Annotated in this window: 15 protein-coding genes; 12 read left to right on the top strand and 3 right to left on the bottom strand. The window is 56.2% G+C overall.

Going from position 1 to position 17,516, the window contains the following annotated elements; translation table 11 throughout:
- Nucleotides 1-387: 387 nt before the first annotated feature.
- The 11 genes from LARV_RS14705 (at nucleotide 388) to LARV_RS14655 (ending at nucleotide 12,536) form a co-directional block, all read left to right on the top strand.
- Nucleotides 388-1,233, top strand: coding sequence for a purine-nucleoside phosphorylase (locus LARV_RS14705; protein WP_075074342.1), 846 nt, complete (start codon nucleotides 388-390; stop codon nucleotides 1,231-1,233).
- A 54-nt stretch (nucleotides 1,234-1,287) separates the two neighbouring features.
- Nucleotides 1,288-1,992: a hypothetical protein gene (locus LARV_RS14700; RefSeq protein WP_075074341.1), complete on the top strand. Its 705-nt coding sequence runs from the start codon at nucleotides 1,288-1,290 to the stop codon at nucleotides 1,990-1,992.
- A gap of 12 nt (nucleotides 1,993-2,004) precedes the next feature.
- Entirely contained in the window at nucleotides 2,005-2,544 is a 540-nt protein-coding gene (locus LARV_RS14695) for a GNAT family N-acetyltransferase (RefSeq protein ID WP_075074340.1), read from the top strand.
- A 9-nt stretch (nucleotides 2,545-2,553) separates the two neighbouring features.
- A complete protein-coding gene (locus tag LARV_RS14690) occupies nucleotides 2,554-4,467 on the top strand; it encodes a histidine kinase N-terminal 7TM domain-containing protein (RefSeq protein WP_075074339.1) in 1,914 nt (637 codons plus the stop codon).
- An 85-nt stretch (nucleotides 4,468-4,552) separates the two neighbouring features.
- Nucleotides 4,553-5,503 (top strand): 30S ribosomal protein S1, encoded by a 951-nt coding sequence (locus LARV_RS14685; RefSeq protein ID WP_075074338.1) that lies wholly within the window; start codon nucleotides 4,553-4,555, stop codon nucleotides 5,501-5,503.
- A complete protein-coding gene (locus tag LARV_RS14680) occupies nucleotides 5,500-7,722 on the top strand; it encodes a DNA translocase FtsK (protein WP_075074337.1) in 2,223 nt (740 codons plus the stop codon). The genes LARV_RS14685 and LARV_RS14680 overlap by 4 nt, the downstream gene beginning before the upstream one ends.
- A gap of 60 nt (nucleotides 7,723-7,782) precedes the next feature.
- Nucleotides 7,783-8,409, top strand: coding sequence for a CDP-alcohol phosphatidyltransferase family protein (locus LARV_RS14675; protein ID WP_083522596.1), 627 nt, complete (start codon nucleotides 7,783-7,785; stop codon nucleotides 8,407-8,409).
- 54 nt (nucleotides 8,410-8,463) lie between these two features.
- Nucleotides 8,464-9,378: a prolipoprotein diacylglyceryl transferase gene (gene lgt / locus LARV_RS14670; RefSeq protein ID WP_075074336.1), complete on the top strand. Its 915-nt coding sequence runs from the start codon at nucleotides 8,464-8,466 to the stop codon at nucleotides 9,376-9,378.
- A 39-nt stretch (nucleotides 9,379-9,417) separates the two neighbouring features.
- Nucleotides 9,418-10,350, top strand: coding sequence for an ABC transporter ATP-binding protein (locus LARV_RS14665; protein ID WP_075074335.1), 933 nt, complete (start codon nucleotides 9,418-9,420; stop codon nucleotides 10,348-10,350).
- Entirely contained in the window at nucleotides 10,343-11,752 is a 1,410-nt protein-coding gene (locus LARV_RS14660) for a stage II sporulation protein M (protein WP_075074334.1), read from the top strand. The genes LARV_RS14665 and LARV_RS14660 overlap by 8 nt, the downstream gene beginning before the upstream one ends.
- Before the next feature lie 31 nt (nucleotides 11,753-11,783).
- Nucleotides 11,784-12,536: an MBL fold metallo-hydrolase gene (locus LARV_RS14655; protein WP_075074333.1), complete on the top strand. Its 753-nt coding sequence runs from the start codon at nucleotides 11,784-11,786 to the stop codon at nucleotides 12,534-12,536.
- A 19-nt stretch (nucleotides 12,537-12,555) separates the two neighbouring features.
- Here LARV_RS14655 and LARV_RS14650 read toward each other — a convergent pair whose 3' ends face one another.
- A complete protein-coding gene (locus LARV_RS14650; RefSeq protein ID WP_075074332.1) occupies nucleotides 12,556-13,059 on the bottom strand; it encodes an HNH endonuclease in 504 nt (167 codons plus the stop codon).
- Nucleotides 13,060-13,132: 73 nt separating this feature from the next.
- Here LARV_RS14650 and LARV_RS14645 point away from each other — a divergent pair, with 73 nt between their 5' ends.
- The gene (locus LARV_RS14645) at nucleotides 13,133-14,041 is read left to right on the top strand and encodes a TIGR01777 family oxidoreductase (RefSeq protein WP_075074331.1); all 909 of its coding nucleotides are present in this window, start codon (nucleotides 13,133-13,135) and stop codon (nucleotides 14,039-14,041) included.
- Here the strand turns inward: LARV_RS14645 and LARV_RS14640 are convergent.
- The gene (locus LARV_RS14640; RefSeq protein WP_152031811.1) at nucleotides 14,038-16,650 is read right to left on the bottom strand and encodes an FtsW/RodA/SpoVE family cell cycle protein; all 2,613 of its coding nucleotides are present in this window, start codon (nucleotides 16,648-16,650) and stop codon (nucleotides 14,038-14,040) included. The genes LARV_RS14645 and LARV_RS14640 overlap by 4 nt on opposite strands.
- Nucleotides 16,647-17,516, bottom strand: a complete 870-nt coding sequence (gene mtnP / locus LARV_RS14635; protein WP_075074329.1) for an S-methyl-5'-thioadenosine phosphorylase — start codon at nucleotides 17,514-17,516, stop codon at nucleotides 16,647-16,649. The genes LARV_RS14640 and mtnP overlap by 4 nt, the downstream gene beginning before the upstream one ends.

The raw sequence follows: 17,516 nt of genomic DNA, 5'->3' as shown, positions 1-17,516 counted from the left end.
AAAATTTATTTCGATTACGAGTGGGACCTAATATAAAGCGATGAAGCCGTTGTAAATACAGACGTGGATCGATGAGATTCATGCACCGTACCCCCCTAAGGCAAGTGGAGAGATCTCCTTTTGATTTACGAGTTGGTTGCGGAGTTGAAACGACAAAGAACTCACTCGATCAAAAATATATCTTTCAGATAATGAGTCATTTTTTATTTTACCAGTGATTTCGGAAAACAATCCGGCACCTGAAAGATTGTAAACCAACTATAAGGTTTGCGCAAATTCGTATAGGTTTTCAATGTGAAAAACGATCTAATGTTATAATTTGATTCGGTACTGTAGATCCATTATTCGTGCCGCCTATTTTCTTGGATTTTATACTTGGGAGGAAAAATGGCAGGTAAGGAATTTTTTACACTTCCAGAAATCGACCAGGTCGCTGATGCAATTCGCAGCCGGACGCAATATAGACCCCGCGTCGGACTCATTCTGGGATCTGGGTTGGGCGATCTGGCCAATGCAGTGACGAAGGCGGATGTCATTCCATATGAGGATTTACCCTACTGGCCTGTATCGACGGTTCCCGGTCACGCTGGAAGATTGGTGATTGGCTTGTTGGAAAATCAACCGGTGATCGTCATGCAGGGACGCGTGCATTATTATGAAGGTTACTCCATGCAGGAGATTACCCTGCCGGTCCGAGCCATGCAACGCCTAGGCGTCGAATTGATCATCATAACGAATGCAGCCGGCGCGATTCACCCCGATTACCTGCCCGGGGATGTGATGCTGATTACGGATCAGATCAATATGATCGGCATGGCCGGCCTCAGCCCTCTGCGGGGCCCGAACCTGGATGAGATGGGCGAACGCTTCCCGGACATGAGTCAGGCATATGATCGAAAACTGATCGAACAGGTTCGCGCGATTGCTGCCCACCAGGACATCCATCTGCGCGAAGGGGTGTATGCCTGTCTGGCTGGCCCTTCATTCGAATCACCGGCCGACCTGCGCTTCCTGCGCACCATTGGCGCAGACGCGGTGGGCATGTCGACGGTTCCCGAGGTGATCGTTGCCCGGCACGGCAAGACCCGTGTGGTCGGTTTTTCAGGGATCAGCAATAAAGCCAATCTGGACGGTTCTACAACTACATCCCACGAAGAGGTGTTACAGGCCGGCCAGTTGATTGTTCCCAAATTAAAAACGTTGATTCTGGGTATTCTGCGCAGTCTGGAATGAGAATTGCACAGAATCACGTAGGTTTATTGTCTTGAGAGGTCTGTAACGCTGCCTATGAGGGACTTATTCCCAGTTCTGGAGACTTACGAGATCTGGATCTATGCCCTGTTAGGATTGGCGTTATTGTTTTATTTGCGCAGACTGGCGTTGGCAGCACGAGAATGGCGATCTGCCCAATTTGGTTTCGAAAGAATCGTCGCCCAACGCAAGATCAGTTTCGCCCTGACCCTGGTCGTAATCTTTGGCTTATTGATGCTGGCGGAGTTTATTCTGGTGTCGTTCGTGGCTCCGGCTATGCCCAACCAGAGGATTTTAGCCACTCCTACGCTGGATTTGATTTCCACGCCGACCGCGACATTACCGGTCTCTGGAGTTGGGGTAACGCCTACGTCCGAATCCGTTCAGGCGACGCCGCTGGCAGTCACAGCCGAGGGTTGCGTACCGGGAAGCATCGAATGGATCTATCCACAAAATGGGGATGAGATTCAGGGAACAGTCAATCTCGTTTTTCTCGTCAATGTCACCAACCTCGGATTTTACAAATATGAGTATGTGCAGGCCGGCAGCACCGAATGGGTTACGATCGCCGCGGACGATGTGCCTGTGGCGAGTACACCTGAACCGGACGCCGAACCTCAACATGCCTGGAATACCGAATCCTTGATCCCGGGCGATTATCAACTCCGTCTGGTGGTCACGGATAACGCGAATAACACGTTCCCGGCCTGTACCATAGCAATTCGGATCATCGGTAATTGATGGAGCAGCCCAATGCCTGAAATCGAAATTCGCCCTGCCGTTGCACAGGATATCCCGGTCCTGGCCGAAATCGAACACCAGATCCAATCCAATTACGTCTGGCAAATGGACCGCGTCATCAATGAAGGTGAAATCGATATTCATTTTCGCGAAATTCGCCTGCCACGGGCGGTGAGGATTGATTATCCGCGCTCTGCTCGTTTTCTCCTGGATCAATGGAAATCGCGTTCGCAAATCCTGGTGGCGGTCATGGCCGGCGCGCCGGTCGGATATATTGCCCTTTCTGACCAGCAGGCTCCGTCCACCGCGTGGGTGACCGACCTGGCGGTCCATTCAGAGGCGCGGCGCAAGGGCATTGCTTCGGCGTTGGTGCTGGCCTCACAGGAATGGGCGATCCAGCGCGGTTTGCACCGGATGATCCTGGAAATGCAGTCCAAAAATCACGCCGCCATACGCCTGGCGATGAAATTGGGTTTCGAATTCGGCGGTTATAGCGATCATTATTACTCGAATCAGGATATCGCCTTGTTTTTTGCCTCCTATTTGCGTTAGGATTCGTGTATGGGAATAACCTGGCAGGATAGCCTTTTGCTGATCCTGAAAACGACCAGCCAAATCCTTACCGCCGGAATCGCGATTACCGCCTTTTCGCTCTTGTTGTATGCCCTGACGTTTAACCTGCGCGATCAGGTTGCGCGGTCGTTCGCCGTCATCATGCTGTGCGTGGTGATCATTTTTACGTCCGAGGCGATCTCCAGTATATCCACGCAAATTGCCGTGTTGGATTTTTGGGGCCGGGTGGAATGGGTCGGTATCGTTCTCTTGCCGCCTTCGTATCTGCAATTTTCTGATACCGTTTTATCGACCACGGGCAAGGTGAGTCGGTGGCGGCGCCGGTGGGCCGTTCGCCTGACTTTCCTGGCGTCCCTGGTCTTTCTGGCTGCGCTACCATTCCCGAGCATCTTCGGATACCTGGTCACCGATCGGCCACCGGCGCCGCATTTTACCATCTCCTTCCTGACCGATTTGTTCACGATCTTCTATCTGGTGGTAATGGCGCTGGCCTGGTTCACGTTCATGCGAGCCCTACGACGGACGGTGACACCCACCAGCCGGCGCAGGATGATTTATCTGCTCTTTGGCGCGGCTGCGCCCGCGCTGGGCGGTTTCCCATATCTGTTGTACGGTTCAGAGATCGCGGCCCAACACCCGCTACTGTTCTGGTCGGTGTCGGTATTGACGAGCCTGTTGGTCGGCACTCTGATCATTGTGATGGCGTACGCGGTGGCGTTCTTTGGCGTTTCATGGCCTGACCGGGTGGTGCGAGCGCGCCTGTTCAAGTGGATCATGCGCGGCCCGGTGACCGCAAGCTTTACATTGACCTTTGCCACCCTGGTCCGGCGCGCCGGTGAAATGTACGGGAACGCCACTTACACGGCTGCCGTCCCCATTGTGATGGTGGGTACGGTGCTGTTATTCGAACACCTGATTACCGTGTTCGGGCCGCTTGCAGAACGCTTCCTGTTTTACGGACGGGACAGCGAATCCATGGAATTGCTTCATCTGCTGCAGGATCGCATGCTGTCGCGCGATGATTTACGACAATTTCTTGAAACCGTGCTGGCTGCCGTGTGCGATCAGCTTCAGGCGCCGGGTGCTTACCTGGCCTCATTGAACGGCGACCAGATGGAACTGGTGGTCACGATCGGAAAAACCCGTTTCGAGGGGAAACAGGTCTCGAATGCGCTCTCGGCTTTGATGGCTCAGAAAGAGGATTTCCCCCAGCTTTTCCAATGGGGTGATGATCTGTTGGTGCCCATAACGAACGGCGAGGAAGAGGGAAAATTCCAATTGTTGGGCCTGCTGGGTGTTTCTCAAATGGCCAAGCTGCCCGCGGATGAGGAGCAATCCGCAGCCTTGACTCTGCTCACGGAGCGCGCCAAACTGGCGCTGCGCGATTGGCATTTGCAGGAGCAGGTCTTCAAATCCCTTGAAAGCCTTTCACCCCAGGTTGAGTATATCCAACGCCTGCGCGCGGCTGGCAGTTACGACCAGAGCAATGTCCTGGAGGAGAGTTCCAACCTGAATGGCGACCTGACTCAGTGGGTTCGGGATGCCCTTACCCATTACTGGGGCGGGCCCAAGTTGACCGATAGCCCGCTTGCCAATTTACGGGTCGTAAAGGATGCGATCGAAAATCATGAAGGCAGCACGGCGAATGGGGTGCGAGCCATTCTTCGCGCCGCCATCGAACGCAATCGTCCCGAAGGCGAAAGGCGATTTACCGGCGAATGGATCCTCTACAATATTCTGGATATGAAGTTTGTGGAGGGAAAAAAGGTGCGTGAAATTGCCAGCCGCCTTTCGATGAGCGAAGCAGATCTATATCGAAAGCAGCGCATCGCCATCGAAGCGGTCGCCAGGACCATTCAAGATATGGAACAGGAAACTTATCACGAAAGTCTGGACCATTAGCGCCTATGCGTTTTTTTAATTCTTGTGTATATTTAATATTCAACGATTTATCTGTATCCAACCTTTATGTAAGGGAGGCGCGTGCATGCTGAATAATTCAACTGAGCCTGAGCTGGATGGAGAAGGTATCCCAGAGCTGGATGAGGGCTGGTGGTCAGCAGTATTGGCTGACGAAGATGCTTATCAATCCGTCGTTCACGATAACCCTCCAAAGGTTGGAAATCAGCCCGGTTTAGGAAACGTCGATTGGGATAAAGTCCAGGCCTGCTACGACCAGGATGAAGTATTGGAATTATCCGTGCAGGGGTTCAACCGCGGTGGTTTATTGGTCGCGGGCGATGGCGTGCAGGGTTTTGTTCCAGTATCGCATCTCATCGATATGCCATGCGAGGTGGATGAGGAGGATCGACGCCGAATCCTGACCGAATATGTCGGTCGATCCATCCAGGTAAAAGTCATCGAATGCGAACCTTCTCAGGAGCGCATTGTTTTTTCTGAACGGGCGGCTCTGGCAGGCGAAGGTCGCCGGAAACACCTCTTTACCACTTTAAAAGAAGGCAGTCTCGTAACCGGATCGGTCACGAATGTCACCGATTTTGGCGTCTTCGTCGATCTCGGCGGGGTCGAGGGGCTGATACACGTTTCTGAGCTTTCGTGGGGCCGGGTGCAGCATCCGGCGGATGTCGTCAAGGTCGGGCAATGTATTCAGGTGATGGTGCTACAAGTTTCTGAAGAAACGTCACGCATTGCGCTAAGCCTGAAACAACTCCAGGCAAACCCCTGGGCGACATTAATGGAAGCGCACAAACCGGGCGACGTTGTGCAGGCCCAAATTACTTCGATCATGAAGTTTGGCGCCTTCGCGCGGCTGGAAGAAGGGGTCGAGGGGTTAATTCATATTTCATCCATTCCATTCCCGCCCGGACAGAAAAATATTGCCAACATTATACAAATCGGTCAACCGGTTCAGGTAAGAATCCTTCACATCGATGCAGAACGCCGCCGTCTCGGATTGGGTCTAGTGCAGGTTGAATGAGCGGCTGTCCTTCCCGCAAGCGATCCGCCCCGCCTGACAGCATTCCTGAATCGTCAGACCTGCCCGCATCACCTTCCTGGTTGGAACGGCTGGCCAATTACTGGCTGCACTTCGATCGTTTCGGCTGGGACGTGGCTGGCATCTTCCTGCTGGCGTTGGCTCTCATATCGTTGCTGGGATTGGTCGGTAAGAGTTGGGCGCCTTTTCAGGGCGCGGTTCTATCGCCGTGGATTACCTTCCTCACACGTTGGCTGGGCTGGGGAAGCTATGTAGCCGTTCTGGCGATTGCCTACGGTGGTTTTCTGGCCTTGCAGCGCCGCACCGTTCGCCCGATGCGGATCCCGTTGGGACATCTGCTCGCCCTGGAAGGTGCATATTTTTCCCTGTTGGCCCTGATGGCCTATTTTGGCGGCAACCTGCTCTCCCGCGCCGAGGCCGGTCTGGATGGCGGAATCATCGGATGGGGAATGGCATACTTGGTCGGGTTGTTGTTGCCGCCGCCGTGGAGCACGGTCCTCCTTTTATTAATTACATTACTGCTGCTGGCCATCGGGTTAGGGTTGACGAACTGGCTGGGGCGGTGGATTGAGAAGCAAATCCTGGCTTCGGAGGGTGAGGAAAATTCGATCTCCGAGGAGCCGGATGAAAAGCCGCTTTCGGAGGAGACCATTCCCGCAACTCAAACCGCCGGACCGGACACGAAAGCGGATTCGCTCAGCGGGCTTTCCACGCCTCCGGTTCGCAATCCGGTGTTACCGCCCTTCAATTTGTTATCCAATGAAACCTCAGCCCACCCGGATGAGGCGGTGATTCATGATACGGCCATGCTCATCGAGCAAACGCTGGCGGAATTCGGTATCCCGGCGCGCGTGGTGGGTTATCGGGTGGGCCCGACCGTGACCCAGTACGCCATCGAACCCGGCTTCGTTGAAAAAACCGGCCCGGACGGCAATCTGGTTCACCAGAAAGTTCGTGTTTCACAAATTTCCGCCCTGGCGCGTGACCTGGCGCTGGCGCTTTCGGCGTCCCGCCTGCGCATCGAAGCCCCGGTGCCGGGGCGGTCGTATGTTGGCATCGAGGTCCCCAATCCGCATACCTCGCTGGTGCGGTTGCGCCCGGTGTTGGAAAGTGAGACTTTTCAAAAACTTACATCACCGCTGGCGATCGCCCTGGGAAAAGACGTCTCGGGCCAACCCATGGTGGCGGATTTGGCTCGCATGCCGCATCTGTTGATCGCCGGGACGACCGGATCCGGCAAATCAGTCTGCATCACCGCCCTGACGACCTGCCTGCTCATGAATAACACGCCCCAGCAGCTTCGCATTGCCATGCTCGACCCCAAGATGGTGGAATTGGTGCGCTTCAACGGCGTGCCCCACCTGTTGGGGAAGGTCGAAACCGAGCAGGAGCGCATGCTGGGTGTGCTCAAGTGGGCGCTCATGGAAATGGACAACCGGTATCGCCTGCTGGAAGAAGCGCATGCCCGCGATCTGGTGACCTTCAACCGCAAACAGGAGCGCAAAAAACTGCCCACCCTGCCGCGGATTGTCCTGATCATCGATGAGTTGGCCGACTTGATGATGACCTCTCCGGAACAGACCGAACACAGCCTGGTTCGACTGGCCCAATTGGCTCGCGCGACCGGGATTCACCTGGTCGTGGCCACCCAGCGTCCCAGCACGGATGTGGTCACCGGCCTGATCAAGGCCAATTTCCCGGCTCGCGTTTCGTTTGCCGTCGCTTCGTCGGTTGATTCGCGCGTTATTCTGGACACGGGCGGCGCGGAGACCCTGTTGGGGCACGGAGATATGCTTTTTATCGACCCTGAGGTGGGTTCCCCGCAACGCGCTCAGGGTGTCCTGGTGACGGACGCTGAGGTTGAAAAACTGGTAACCTTCTGGCAAAAGTCGGCCGTACAGGGTCCTGCCGAGGCGGCTCCCTGGGAAGAACTGGTGGCGATCGAGGGCGATAAATCGGATGAGATGCTGGACCAGGCCATCCAATTGGTCAAGCGCACCCAGCGCGCCAGCGCATCCCTTTTGCAACGCCGGCTGCGAATCGGTTATCCGCGCGCGGCTCGCTTGCTGGATGAATTGGAAGCGGCCGGTGTGGTCGGGCCATCGGTCGGCAGCGGCAAGGATCGCGAAGTCTTGCTGCCAAATGACGATGATGAAGAAGATGACGAAGAGGGCATGCAGGACTATAATAAGGAAATTTAATCTCCCAGCTTTCCTTTTTCGCCAGCAAGTATCCCCCCAATGCGATAATACAGGTGACCAGTGGAAGAATCAGCCAAGCAGCAGCCTGCGACATTTACAGATTTTTTACGCGTTCGTTTCAAAGGCGTCCTGGATCCCATCGGACGGTTTCTCAACAGTTTGGGTTTGATGCCAAATGTCATGACCATCATGGGGCTGGTCGGAAATATCGGCGCGGCCTATTTGCTTGCCATGGGGCATATCACCTGGGGTGGGATTGTCGTGTTGTTGATGGGGCCGATCGATGCACTGGACGGCACCATGGCCCGCCTGCGCGGCCAACCCTCGCGGTTCGGGGCGTTCGTGGATTCGGTCACCGATCGATATTCCGAGCTGGTCATCCTGCTGGGCCTGCTGGTATATTATTTGCGGGCCGGTGACGCGTTGTTCGCCGGGTTGATTTATCTGGCGGCGGCCGGCTCGGTGCTGGTCTCGTATGTCAAGGCTCGTGCCGAAGCGTTGAATTTCGAAGCCAAGGTCGGGCTGCTGACGCGGGTCGAACGTTACCTGATCATGGCGCCCTGTTTGATCTTCAACATTCCCAAGGTGGCCATCGTCATTTTGGCGGTATTTGCCAACATCACGGCCTTTCAGCGAATTCTGGCGGTTCGAAAACAGGCTTATGAACAGAACGCGGTTCATAAATAATTAACCGGTTTCGAGTAAAATGAGACAAATTCGAACCCGTACTCAGGAGCAATTATGATCCCAGATGGATTTTATATCGGCACCTTCAAGATCTATTTTTACGCCTTGATCATCCTTAGCGGTGCGTTAATGGCAGCCTGGCTGGCATCCGTCCGGGCCAGGAAGAGAGGCCTGGATTCGGATTTGATCTGGGATATGTTGCCCTGGTTGTTGATCGCCGGGATCGTCGGCGCGCGTATCTGGCATATCCTCACGCCGCCGGCTTCGATGGTGGAACAGGGAATTACGACGTATTACTATCTGACTCACCCGTTGGACATGTTGAAGATTCGCAACGGCGGCCTGGGCATTCCCGGCGCAGTCATCGGCGGGGCGATTGCCCTTTATGTGTATGCCCGGAGACACAAAATCAGCTTCCCCGTCTTCGTCGATATCATCGCTCCCGGACTGGCGCTGGCTCAGGCCGTGGGGCGGTGGGGTAATTTCTTCAACCAGGAAGTCTACGGCGCGCCCACCGATCTGCCCTGGAAATTATTTATCTCTCCCGCTCACCGGTTGCCGGAATACGCGGATGTGGCTTATTACCACCCGCTATTTTTCTATGAGTTCCTCTACAACCTACTGAACATGGGCATTTTGTTGTGGATCGGGAAGCGCTTTGCCAACCGCCTGAAAGACGGCGATATCTTCCTGACGTACCTGATCATCTATCCGGTTGGGCGATTCTTCCTCGAGTTCTTGCGTCTGGATCCTTCTCCGATCGCAGGCATCAATGCCAACCAGACCCTCATGGCAGTCATTGCCGTGGGTGCTGCGATTGCTTTGATCTTGCGCCACCGTTTTGGCGCCCGGACCGCCGCGGTTGCGGAAGCCGGAGAAGTTCCGGATGAATCCAGCGAGCCGGAACCTGGCGCAGATCATTCATCCTCCGAGAATGAAGGCCCCGACTCTTCAGATTTGAAAGCTTAGGCAAGCCGTACATACCGGGGGAGTAAAATCAGGGCAGCGATGATTTTTACTCGGAACCTGACCAAAAAATTCAACGATCTGCTGGCCGTTGACGGCGTCGATCTCGACGTCGCCTCCGGCCAGATTTTGACTCTGCTGGGCCCGAACGGCGCCGGAAAAACCACCACGGTGCGCATGTTGACGTCGGTGCTGACCCCGACCTGCGGTACGGCAAAAGTGGCCGGTTTCGACGTCGTCAGCCAGGCGGATAAAGTGCGCGCATCCGTGGGCGTGCTCACCGAAAGTCACGGCCTGTACCGGCGTATGAATGCGCTGGAGTATCTGGATTTCTTTGGCGAATTGTACGGCATGCCGGCCAGCGAGCGCCGCAGACGCGCCGCGGATTTGATGGAGATGTTCGGCCTGGCAGATGCCGCCCGGCGCAGGCTGGGAGAGTATTCGAAAGGCATGCGCCAAAAGTTGGCCCTGGTGCGCGCGATGATCCACAATCCTCCCGTGCTCCTTCTGGATGAACCAACTTCGGCCATGGATCCTGAATCGGCGCGCATGGTGCGCGATGCCATTCTTTCGTTGCGCTCGCGGGATCGGACGATCGTCCTGTGCACCCATAATTTGAGCGAAGCCGAAGAGCTGGCCGACCAGATTGCCATCATCCGGCGTGGAAAGATCATTTCCTACGGTACGTTGGCCGAACTCGAAGAACAATATCTGGGCGTTCCGGAATACGAAATCCGGTTTGCATCGCCCATCCAGGATTTTTCTGGTTTTCCGCCGGACCTGGCCATCAGCGAACGCGGCTGCGACTGGGTGCGATTCCGGTCGCCGGACCCGTTTGTTCAGAATCCGCTTCTACTGCGATCCCTGATGGACAACGGCCTGCCGGTTGTGACCCTGCGCGAAGTCGGCCGCAGCCTCGAATCGGCGTATCTGGAAGCGGTAAATCACCCGAATGGTGAGGTTCGACATGCCTGAAGCGCTGCGGCCGGTTTGGATTATCGCAAAACGCGAAGTTCGCGATCTTTTCCGCGATTGGCGAATCATCTTCCCCATCGTCGGCCTGACCGTGCTCTTTCCGTTCTTGATGAATTTTACTGCCCAGCAAATTCTGGATTTCGTAAGAGGGTACGGCGCGAACATCGTTGGTGAACGCATGGTGCCGTTTTTGATGATGATCGTCGGTTTCTTCCCGCTCTCTGGCTCGCTGGTGATTGCACTGGATACTTTCGTGGGCGAGAAGGAGCGCGGCAGTATCGAGCCGCTGTTGAATACACCTCTCCAGGACTGGCAGCTTTATCTCGGAAAACTATTGGCCGCAATTGTGCCCTGCCTGGCCGGCAGCTATCTGGGGATGGGCGTGTACCTGAGCGGCCTGGCCCTGCAGAGCGTGCCCCTGCCCGAAATCCAGTTGACGGTGTTGATCATCGTCCTGACGAGCGTTCAGGCGGTTGTGATGGTCAGCGGGGCGGTGGTGGTTTCCAGCCAGGCAACCTCCGTGCGGGCATCCAATTTACTCTCCAGCTTCATCATCATTCCCATTGCGCTGCTCATCCAAGGCGAGAGCATCATGATGTTTTGGGGTACATATGCGACCCTCTGGTGGGCCGTTTTTGGCCTGCTGGTGCTGTCGGTCTTGCTGGTCCGGGTCGGCCTGGCGCACTTCCGGCGTGAAGAGCTGCTGGGGCGTGAAATCGACGTCCTTAATTTCTGCTGGGGCTGGCGCGTTTTTCGCAGCCAGTTCAGCGGCGGCGCCAGCAATGTGCCGGCCTGGTATCTGAAGGTCGTTCCCGCTGCCGTGCGAAAAATGGGAAAAGCGGTGCTGTTGACGACCGGCTTTGCGTTGATCTCAGTGTGGATCGGCGCAGCCCAGTTTCAGCGCTTTCCACTCGATTTGAGCGGTATCGATTTCGGCGCACGCCTCGATCAGATAACGACTCTTCTGCCGGCCTTTTCGGCCAACTCATTGCTCGCAATCTGGGCACAGAACATCCGCGTTCAGTTCATTGGATTGGTGCTGGGGGTATTTTCATTCGGCATCCTGGGTTTTATGCCCATCCTGGCGGGGCTGGGGATCAGTGGCTATCTGGTTGGCGTCCTGTATCAAAACGGCGTGCCGCTTCTGCCAGCGATCGTCGGATTTTTTCTGCCCCACAGCCTGTTTGAAATACCCGCATTGATCCTGGCGACGGCGGCGATTTTCCAGTTCGGAGTTTTGCTGGCCACCAACAATCCCGAAAAAACCATTGGCGAGGTTTCGATTTCGGCTCTGGCAGATTGGGCTAAAATCATGGTAGGACTCGTTATCCCTTTGTTGCTGGTCGGCGCAGCAGTGGAAGCCTGGGTAACCCCCCGAATTGCCCTACTCTTGCTGCATTGATCGCATTCATAACAAAATCAGGGAGGGAAGAATGGGAACGATTGTGATCTTGGGTTCAGCGAATGCGGTACCTGACCAGTATCATGAGAATACCCACCTATTGATTCAGGAAGGCGACCGCGCCGTTCTCGTTGATTGTACGGGAAATCCGATCGCGGAACTCAACCGCACCGGGGTGAGCCCGGATGCCCTGACGGATATCATCCTGACCCATTTTCACCCCGATCACGTCTCAGGCGTCCCCCTGCTACTGATGGACCTGTGGCTGCTCGGGCGGAGAAAATCCATCACCATCCATGGTCTGGCCGATACGGTCACCCGTATGAAATCGATGATGGATTTATATGATTGGCGCGACTGGCCGAATTTCTTCTCGATCCTCTACCATCCGCTCCCGGAGGAAGATCAGGTAGCCGTTCTCCGGGATGAAGATTTCGCGATCACGGCATCTCCGGTCAAACACCTGATCCCGACCCTGGGAATTCGGGTGGAATTCCAACGCACCGGCAAGGTCATGGCCTTTTCGAGCGATACCGAACCCTGCCAGAGCGTGATCGATCTGGCCCAACAGGCCGATCTGCTGATTCACGAAGCGACCGGCTCATCTTTCGGGCACAGCCTGCCGAGACAGGCGGGCGAGGTGGCTCAAATGGCCGGGGCAAAAACGCTGTCTCTCATCCACTACCCGACGAATGCGGACAGCGAAAAATGGCTTCGGGAAGCGAAAGAGGCTTTCGATGGCCCCGTGTCGTTGGCCACGGATTACCAACGCACTGAGATCTGAATTTCATAAAGGGGTGCGTTTACCAGCCGGATAAGTATGGCAACCATTCCTGGTTGTCATTCAGGTGGCGTCCGAAGATATACAGGTTGGATGCGGGCGGCTCTTTGGGGGGACGCAGCAGTTTCATATGCGCTTCGTCGAGCGTATGGCCGCCTTTCTGGTGGTTGCAGGCGCTGCAGGCGGTCACCAGGTTCGTCCAGGTTTCAGCCCCACCCAGATGGCGTGGAACGACGTGATCGACAGTCAGCGATAGGGCGCGCCGACCGCAATACTGGCATGTATAATTATCTCGACGGAAGATTTCGCGGCGAGTTAATTTGACGCGCGGCCGCGGACGGTAAACGAGATTCTCCAGGCGAATGACGGATGGGATCGGGAATACAGCCGAAGCCGAATGGATCTCACCGCGGCCGTTACTGACCAACGAAGCCCTGCGAGAGACCATCAGGCCGATTGCTCGCTGTAAATTGCAGACATTGATCGGCTCATAATTCAAATTGAGCACCAAAACCAACGTTGACATTGATGAAATTATAGCATGAGGATGAAAAAAAGCGCATCAGTCAACAATTCATTTGCCCGTTAGCGAGGTAACCATGAAATTGATCATTGCTGGCGGAACAGGATTGATTGGGCGGCTGCTGGTGAGCCGTTTGCTCGAAGAGGATCACCAGGTGTGGGTGCTCAGTCGAAACCCCGGAAAGGCCAAATTCCCTACCCAGGTGAGGGTTGTAAAATGGGATGGGAAGACTTCCGCGGGGTGGCAGCCTTTGGTGGAACAGGCAGATGCGATTATCAATTTGACCGGCGAAAACCTCGGCGCCAGCCGTTGGACGAAAAGACGGATGGCCTTGCTGCGTTCAAGCCGGATCGAGCCGGCGCAGGCCATCCTGCAGGCCATTCGCGAAGCTTCCCACCGTCCGACTGTCTTGCTGCAATCCTCTGCGGTGGGTTATTACGGCATTGCCGAGGATCAGGTACTGGACGAAAAATCGTCCCCTGGTCTGGATCGGCTTTCTCAATTGGTCGTGGAATGGGAGAATGCCATTCAACCGGTCGATGAACTGGGCGTCAGGCGCATCATCGCCCGACAGGGAATCGTTCTCGATGATCGCGAAGGGGCCCTGCCGCGCATGCTGTTGCCATTTCGTCTGTTTGTCGGCGGCCCGGTTGGAGGCGGCAAACAATGGATCTCCTGGATTTCGCGGCGGGATATCGTCGATGGGATGCTCTTCCTGCTGAAATCGGAGAACGCCGGCGGCGTTTACAATCTGACCGCTCCGCAACCATTAACCAATGCTGAATTTGGCAAAACGATTGCCGAAGTCCTGAGACGGCCGTACTGGATGCCGGTTCCGGCTTTTTTCTTAAGGCTGCTCTTTGGCGAAATGGCGACGGTCGTCCTGGAAGGCCAACGCGTGTTCCCGGCCCGGCTGCTCGAAGCAGGCTATTCTTTTCACCATGCCAGCCTGCGGCCCGCTCTGGAAGACCTGTTTGGCCGCTAATCGGGCTGCATCGCGGCCTGTAATACGGTAAAACCGATTTCGCCGGCGGCTTTGGAATCTTCCCCTTCCAACACGACCACCAGGGTAAGCGGTGTTCCCTGCCAATCCGGCAGCGTACCGGCGAGATACCAACTGGCCGTGGATGTGTCATTGCTTCCGATTCCGTAGGCCTCCCAGACGGGGCTGTCGTTGCGGGCCAGTTGTTCGGCGGCCTGAACCGTGCCGGGTGAAGCCAGTGCATTGGTTGCTGCGCCGGCCGTAAGAATGACCCACCCCTGGCTTGGGGTGTCCACAGCGCTCGCCAATCGGGGCGCGGGTAGTTTTCCCCCTGAACTCAGGGTAGCCGCCGCCAGAGCCATCTGGAGGGGCGTAATCTGCCAGCCTGCGGGGTTGAGCGGATTTGCCTCCAGAGTCGCAGCGGTGGGCAGCGAGGCGGCCGGGCTGACCGGCAGCGGAATTTCGGGTTGGACGGAAAAGCGTAGTTTATCGTACAGTTCGATCGTTTGGGCAGACGAAGATTGATTGAGCAGGGTGAGCATCCCGGCCGGACAGCCGCTGCGGATGATCGACCCCCATGTAAGCGTCGCGCCGGGGTTGGTGGCGCATAGAGAAGAACCGACCGATAGCTCGGTGGGCACCGCAGGGAGGGAGCTTTTATTCAACCGGTTCGCCAACAGGAAAGGCCCCAGTGCTGTACCGGGCGGGTAGACGCCCTGGGTGACACGGTTTACGAAAGGCGCCGAGGGATCCGCGTTCAATTCAGTCCAGTGTTCTTCCAGCGTATTGGGGTCGAACCCAGGATGGGAGGAAAGGGCCAGGATTTCTCCGGTCGAGGAGTTGATGAGGACCAGCGCGCCTTTATTATCGGTCAGCAGCCGGTCGGCGGTCGATTGAATGCTCGCGTCCAGGCTCAGGCGCACATCCAGACCTTTGGGCGGCTGGCCGGACAGAAGTTGCGAAGCCCATACCATGGAGGCGGGTGTGCCGTCGATGCCGCGCAGGTAATCATCCAGGCTGGCTTCCAGACCGCTCTGGCCGTAAAGGGGGTCGTTGTATCCAATGGTCGGCCCCAGGTCGGGGTACAACAGCCGGCGAGTCAGGCTGCCGGGTTCGCCCTGTGTGACCGCCAGGGGTTCGTTGTGCCGGTCCAACAGGCTGCCGCGCAGGGCATACCGATCGTTGATCGCCGGACGAGGGTTGTCGGCTCGAGTCTGAAGATCGCCAGATTTGATGAAGGACCAGTAACCATTTCCCAGACCCAACACCAGCAGGCTGATCAGCAGGAAATCCGAGGTAACCAGGTAAGCCTTCGAGGAAAAAGATGGAGAAATCTCTTCATCGGGCTGGTTGCTGATCAGGGTCAGCAATAACAACGCCAGGAAGGATGTGAGCAGTGAAGATCCGCCATAGGAGGTGAAAGGCAGTGTCACGCCGGTCAACGGCAGCAACCGGATATTCCCGCCGACGATCAGGATCGTCTGTAAAGCCAGGTAAAAGGAGATCCCTGCGGCGAGAAAGCGCTGGTAATTATTGGAAGCGTGAATCGAAATGAGCAGACCGCGAATGGTGAGCAGTCCCACCAGCATCAGGATCGCCAGGGTGCCGGTCAGGCCCAATTCCTCACCGATGGCGGTGAAGATGAAATCGGAGAATGCCACCGGCACCACACTGGGGCTTCCCAGGCCCGGTCCGCGACCAAAAACGCCGCCGGCGGCAACGGAAATCAAGGATTGAACGATCTGGAACGATTTGCCGGATGGATCGAGCCACGGGTTTAGCCAGGCGTCCACGCGGACGTGAATTACGCTAATGGTGAGATACCCCATAATGCCGGCAAATGCCAGCAGGACGGCCCCGATGATGAGCACGCGTTTCCGGCTGGAGGTCAGGTAAACCATCAGGGTATACAGAACGATGAACAGCGATGCCGTTCCAAGGTCGCGCTGGGCAACCAGCAGAATCAATGCCGCGCTGGCCACGATCAGGGTTGGGGCCAGAAGTTGGAGTAATCCCTGATCGAAAGTCGTGCGATCGGCCAGATAAGCGGCCAGATAAACGATGAGAAACAGCTTGAGGACTTCAGAGGGTTGGAAATAGACGCCGCAGCATCCCAACCAGAGGCGCGGACCGACGCCGCCCGGATAGGTGCCGAAGAAAAATGTCAGGCCGGTGATGATCAGCCCGCCCACTGCCCAGAGATACTTGTACTTTCGTAGCAGGCTCAAGATTTGCGGGTAACGCAGGCCGATCGCGAAACCGAGGATGGCCAACCCCAACCAGACCGTCTGGCGTTCGCCCAGATTGATGTTGAGCCGCCAGATCGTCAGAATGCCCAGTCCGACCAGCACGCTGGCAATGGGAACGATATACGGATCGCGGTCCGGAGCTCGCCGCATCAGGATGCGGTGCAGGAGTGAGAAGCCAGCCAGCCAGACGACGACGCCTGCCCAGTGTTGCCAGCGATACGAAACCGCCCAGCTATGCAGCCGGACGGCCGGCGAAAGGGTCAGCGCAGCCGCATAGGCAATCAAAACCAGCGCTGCAATCGAAAACAGCCGGCTTTGGACGCGGTCTTTTTGCAAAGGAGAAACAGGAAAAAGGAGGTTCACGACTCCAGGTATTTACCAATCAGTAGTTTGACCCGCTCGCAGGTCTCGGGCGGCACGCATTCAGGTCGAGTGATAATGGCGTTGGCCAGCGCGTTCGAGCAGCTGCAGGTCATTTCTTCGGGCATGATCTCGACCAACTTTTGAATGGCAAGCTGGGCCATTTGCGTGTTCTTCGCCAGCGTTCGCACCACCATGTCGACGCTGACGGGCTCCTCGGTCACATGCCAGACGTCGTAATCGGTGACATGCGCCATGGTCGTGTAGCAGAGTTCCGCTTCGCGCGCCAGAAAGGCTTCGGGGCAGGCTGTCATTCCGACCAATGAGATCCCTTCGGAGCGGTACATATTCGATTCGGCCTTCGTCGAGAAACGAGGTCCCTCGATGGTGATCAAAGTGCCACCCGAATGGACCGTCGCGCCGGCTTCGGCAACGGCGGAATAGAGCAGCCTGGAAAGCTCAGGACAGAAGGGTTCGGCGACGCCCACATGCACCACCAGCCCATCCGTAAAGAAGGTCCGGGCGCGGTCTTTGGTGTTGTCCACCAATTGATCCGGAACGACGATATGGCCGGGCGCGTAATCTTCACGCAGCGATCCGCAGGCGCTGATGCCGATCAGGCATTGAATTCCCAGCTTCTTGAAGGCAAAGATGTTGGCGCGGTAGTTGACTTCGGTCGGGGAAAGGAAATGCCCGATGCCGTGGCGCGCCAGAAACGCGACTTTATTTCCGGAAAGGGTTCCGATGACGATCGGGGAACTGGGTTTTCCAAAAGGGGTGTCAATTTCGATGGTTTCGACGTCTTTGAGGGCTGTAAATTCGTATAGTCCAGAGCCGCCGATGATGCCTAGAATGGGTCGATTGTTCAT

Source organism: Longilinea arvoryzae (genome assembly GCF_001050235.1).
Classification (GTDB): Bacteria; Chloroflexota; Anaerolineae; order Anaerolineales; family Anaerolineaceae; genus Longilinea; species Longilinea arvoryzae.
Note: the sequence above shows the minus strand (reverse complement) of the source record. Positions and strands in the feature narration are given on the sequence as shown.